1 protein-coding gene is annotated in these 380 nt (G+C 74.5%); it reads left to right on the top strand.

What is annotated here, in order from left to right; translation table 11 throughout:
• Positions 1 to 131: 131 nt before the first annotated feature.
• Positions 132 to 380, top strand: a 249-nt coding sequence (locus tag RNB18_RS53515; RefSeq protein WP_311721248.1) for a hypothetical protein, incomplete at its 3' end; no start/stop codon positions are given.

The raw sequence follows: 380 nt of genomic DNA, 5'->3' as shown, positions 1-380 counted from the left end.
GCTCGCGGGAGCGGCTGTCACCCCCGGGTCGTAGTCTGGAATCCCCGGCTCGTCCCACGTGTCGGGCTCTTCGCGTTGCCCCGGCCGCCGCGGCGGCACCTGAACACCCCATGACCCGGACGGATGCCCCTATGAGCCTGCACGGTCTGCTGGATGTCGTCGTTACCGACCCGGCGATCGCCGAGGCGGTGAAAGCCGCCACCGACGGCCACCGCATGCACGTCGACCTGGTGGGCCCACCCGGTGCCCGGCCGTTCGCCGTGGCCGCGCTGGCCCGGCAGACCGGCAGGACCGTGCTGGCCGTCACCGCGACCGGCCGGGAGGCCGAGGATCTGGCCGCCGCCCTGCGTACGCTGCTGCCGCCGGACACGGTGGCGGAG

The organism is Streptomyces doebereineriae, from assembly GCF_031845645.1.
Taxonomy (GTDB): domain Bacteria; phylum Actinomycetota; class Actinomycetes; order Streptomycetales; family Streptomycetaceae; genus Streptomyces; species Streptomyces canus.
The sequence above is the reverse complement of the archived record's forward strand: the minus strand, read 5'-3'. Positions and strand labels throughout refer to the sequence as shown.